At 47.9% G+C, this 3,480-nt stretch carries 4 protein-coding genes; 1 reads left to right on the top strand and 3 read right to left on the bottom strand.

Annotation, left to right across the window (positions count from 1 at the left end; translation table 11 throughout):
* Positions 1-452, top strand: a 452-nt coding sequence (locus WAM07_RS15645) for a UPF0158 family protein (RefSeq protein WP_422168317.1), incomplete at its 5' end; no start/stop codon positions are given.
* A 49-nt stretch (positions 453-501) separates the two neighbouring features.
* Here the strand turns inward: WAM07_RS15645 and WAM07_RS15650 are convergent.
* The 3 genes from WAM07_RS15650 to WAM07_RS15660 form a co-directional block, all read right to left on the bottom strand.
* Entirely contained in the window at positions 502-1,551 is a 1,050-nt protein-coding gene (locus tag WAM07_RS15650; RefSeq protein ID WP_422168319.1) for a homocysteine S-methyltransferase family protein, read from the bottom strand.
* 62 nt (positions 1,552-1,613) lie between these two features.
* Entirely contained in the window at positions 1,614-2,813 is a 1,200-nt protein-coding gene (gene metC, locus WAM07_RS15655) for a cystathionine beta-lyase (RefSeq protein WP_422168320.1), read from the bottom strand.
* The coding region (locus tag WAM07_RS15660; protein ID WP_422168322.1) for a PLP-dependent transferase at positions 2,810-3,480 on the bottom strand (671 nt) is incomplete at its 5' end. The genes WAM07_RS15660 and metC, both read right to left, overlap by 4 nt.

Here is a 3,480-nt window from a genome sequence, read left to right on the forward strand (position 1 = left end):
ACATACGAGAAGTCGCCGATGCCATCGAGTTGCAGGTAGAAGGCAACTTGGCGCTGGTAGATAAAATCGATGGGAAAATTGTACACGTTAGTGATGAAGCGGTAGAAGATGTAGAAGACGAGGAGGACTTTTCCCATTTGCAAGAATGGGAAAGGGAAGAACGTCATTTAGCTCAGCATATTCTGGAGAATAAAACACGGTATGCCCAAGTACCGGATTGTTCTGATGTTGATGAGTATCAGCTGATGGAATCGTTCATCGACTCGCTTCAAGATAATCAGTCTCGTAACGATTTATCGAAAGCGATCCGCGGGAAGGGCGCTTTCCGCAGGTTTAAAGATCAGATTGTGACTCAAGGGGTTGCTGATCAGTGGTATGATTATCAGAGTGTTTATTATCGCGCGCTTGCCATCGAATGGTGCGAAGAAAACGACATTCCTTACAAAGAATAAATAAAACTTTAAAAAACGCCTGTCCGGTTTTTCGGACAGGCGTTTTGACTTATGCTTTCGTTTTGTAGGATGTAATGTGATCCTGCAGTGTATCGTCCTTGCCGAACAGGAAGTGTTTCTCCATATCCGGGGAATACGTGGAGTTTACAGCCGTACGTCCTACGGTTTCTGCAACTTCACGGAGCATAGCCGGAGAAGCTCCGCAGCAGAGTCCCAGGTAGTTCACGCCAATGCTGTGTGCTTCTTTGGCCCATTCGGCGAGCTCATAGCGGTTCGTGTAAAGTGGATCGAGAGACGTCGGGAACGTCGTTTCCGTCGGAAGTGTACAAGCGCAGCCACCGTCCGGCAGGTTGAAGAAGGTAGGGTGTTCTTCCGTCGTGCGGTAAGGAATGGGAAGGGCGCCTACATAACCATCCACTGTATTACGGATTTTTTCTACATAGGGCTGCATGGTAGCTGGTCCACGGAAGCAGTTCATTCCGACGACAAGAGCGCCTTTTTCTTTTAACAGACGACAGGCTTCTTCTACCTCATAGCCGTCCCGAAGGATATTCTCGCCCATCAGACCGAACGTGATCACAGCAGGGAGACCTTGTTTTTGAATTTCTTCAAGAGCAATTAGGGCTTCCTCATAATAATAGAAGGTTTCACCGTTCACAAAGTCTACGCCTTCTTCCTTACACCAGCCGATCATCTCTGCAAACATGCTTCTTGTTTTTTCAACAGCTTCAGGATCATCCGGGTTGAACAAGTTCGTGTTGGAAATGTTTCCGGCTACGAGCGCTTCTTCTTCTGGATGTTCCTGCGCCACTTCTTTAGCTAGACGGATAGCCTGACGGTTAAGCGGTTCTAATAACTCCTCTTTACCGATGATTCTCATTTTCTCGCGGTGGCCGTTATAGGTGAACGCCAAGACGACGTCGGAGCCTGCGAGCATATAGTCACGATACGTTTGTTTTAGTGCCTGAGGGTTATCAAGGGCAACTTCCGGTACAAAGGATCCGGCCTGTAAATAGCCTCGGCGCTCCAGTTCAAATAAGTATCCTTCTCCACAAATAACGGGTCCATCCTGTAATCTCTGTTCTAATGATCGTTTCATTTCATTCAACAACCTTTCCATTTTGTAATCGTAGTTATATTAGTTGAAAGCTAATGCCCTTTTTACAGGGACACGCTGACCTTCTGTCTGGTACGGGCAACTGCCTGTAAAGCTTGTTCAATGTCTTCAATTAAATCACCGGGGTGTTCAAGGCCGACGGAGAGTCTGAGCAGACCATCGGTAATACCTCGTTTCGCTCGTTCTTTTTCCGGCATAGCTGCATGGGACATAGTGGCTGGATAGGATAGAATCGATTCCACAGCCCCAAGGCTCACGGCAAAGACAGGGAGACGGATCTGCTCCACAAACGCTTTGGCTGCTTCTTTATCCGCCAGCCGGAAAGAAAGCAAGGCCCCTGCTCCGGTAGATTGTCTCCGGTGAATCGGATGACCGGCATGATGGGAAAGCCCTGGGTAGTACACTTCTTCCACCAGGGAGTGCTCTTGCAGATGAGAGACAATTTTAAGCGCTGAGTCTGACGACTGCTTCAGCCGTGCGCCGAGTGTCTTGATCCCCTGAATGAGCTGGTAAGAGTCCTGAGCGCCGAGAATAGAACCGAAGGAGTTCTGGATAAAAGCGAGTCTCTCTCCGAGTTCTTCATTTTTAGTTACGGCAAGCCCTGCAATGATATCGCTGTGACCGGATAAAAACTTGGTCGCACTATGCAGGACGATATCAGCTCCAAGCTCAAGTGGATTCTGATAGAGCGGCGTCATGAAGGTATTATCCACGAAGGTTAAACAGCCATGGGCTTTAGCAAGCTTTGCCACTCCTTCAATATCGGTGATATTTAAGCAAGGGTTGGACGGCGACTCTACATAGATAACTTTAGTATTGGATTGGATCGCCCGGCTGGTTTCGTTGAGATCTGTCATGTTAACGAAAGTGTGATCGATATTGTACTTGCCAAGCATTTCGGTGATCAACCGGAATGTCCCGCCATAGACATCTTTGGAAACGAGTACATGGTCACCTGCGGAAAGCAGCATGAAAGCAGAAGAGATAGCTGCCATTCCAGAGGAGAAGGCAAGACCTCTTGCGCCGCCTTCCAAGTTAGCGATCGTATCCTCAAGCACCTGTCTCGTTGGATTTCCGGACCGGCTGTAATCATATGGCCCCATCGTATCGAAGCTTTCCTGATGGAAGGTTGAGGATAAGTAGATCGGTACATTCACTGCACCGGTAGCCGGTTCGTGATGACTTCGATTATTCGCAGAGCCGTGGATGAATCGGGTTTCCAACTGATCGTTTTCTGGCCTCATTGTATTTCCTCCTTTTGAATAGCAGAGAGAGCGTGCTTCAAATCATCAATCAGATCGTCTTCATGTTCTGTTCCTACGGAGAAGCGAAGCAGCCGGTCACAGATTCCGCGTTCTTCCCGTTCTTCTTTTGGAATATCCGCATGCGTCTGCGTTGCCGGGTACGTAATGAAGCTTTCGACTCCTCCGAGACTTTCGGCAAAAGAGATAACCGACAAATTCTCAAGAAAATCAGAGATGCTGGAAGGATCCTCCACACGGAATGAAATCATTCCTCCTTTTCCAGGGTAGAAGACTTCTCTTATCCCCGGATCGTTTCTTAGAAATTCAACAATGGCCTTTGCATTTGCCTGCTGTTTATCGAAACGAAGCGGCAGGGTCTTTAATCCACGTATTAAGAGCCAACAGTCAAAAGGGGAGAGGACAGCACCCGATGAATTTTGGAAGAAGGCGAGCTTCTCACAAACCTCTTCTCCTTTCGCAACGACAACACCGGCTAATACATCGTTGTGCCCGCCAATATATTTGGTAGCGCTGTGGATCACAATGTCTGCTCCTAAGTCCAGCGGCTGCTGGAGGTAAGGCGTTAAGAATGTATTATCGACAATGAGCAGGAGGTTGTGCTTCTTAGCAATTTTTGAAACTTCTTCAATATCCACTTCCTGCAGCA

This window comes from Halobacillus sp. (assembly GCF_049282395.1).
In the GTDB taxonomy this organism is placed as follows: Bacteria; Bacillota; Bacilli; order Bacillales; family Halobacillaceae; genus Halobacillus.

Bases quoted from the DNA above. Each gene is read 5' to 3' on its own strand.
- metC (WP_422168320.1), bottom strand. From the start codon at position 2,813: ATGAGGCCAGAAAACGATCAGTTGGAAACCCGATTCATCCACGGCTCT.
- WAM07_RS15650 (WP_422168319.1), bottom strand. From the start codon at position 1,551: ATGAAACGATCATTAGAACAGAGATTACAGGATGGACCCGTTATTTGT.